At 39.9% G+C, this 609-nt stretch carries 1 protein-coding gene; it reads left to right on the top strand.

What is annotated here, in order from left to right; translation table 11 throughout:
- On the top strand, positions 1-609 hold a 609-nt coding region (locus tag A3756_RS28035; RefSeq protein WP_197481411.1), incomplete at both ends, for a hypothetical protein.

A 609-nucleotide genomic window follows, 5' to 3' on the forward strand; every position in this document is an offset into this window, starting at 1 on the left:
AAATCTTGATAATTATAAAAATGCTGTTGATCTACATATTCAGGAAGCCGAGTTTGGTATACGTGCTTCAGACGGCAGTGTTGAGACTGCCTTAAGCAAGAATTTCTCAGTGGAAGCTTACCTAGGTTATTTAGATATAGTTATTAAAAACCAAGGAAATGACTTTCATGATACGACCGGCAATTCTTCGAATGGTAAGCCAAGAAATATATTGCTAGCTGATTCATATCTGGGGATCGATGCGAAATTTCGTGTAGAAGATTTGGATATTGATAGTACGAACAATGCGACCAATACAATCATACCTCGCTCAGTAACAAACCCTTATTTAACACTGCGTGATATGAGAATTCATAATGAACGTGGGAATGATACGCTTGGTAGTTTTGGCTTTGCAAGTGTTCAAAGTAAGTTGGCTGCAGCGCAACACATCATCCATAAAGATGGGGATGCTTTGATTCATGTTGATGGCCAAGCAATCTACGATATAAACGTTGCGTGGGATTGGGATCTACCCCATGTCTCTTTCGGAGATACAGGTCAAAGCATCGGTTCTGTCTACTTTACTGATTTCCATATCTCGGATACTTCACTCGTCATTTCGGCACA

This window comes from Oleiphilus sp. HI0086 (assembly GCF_001635225.1).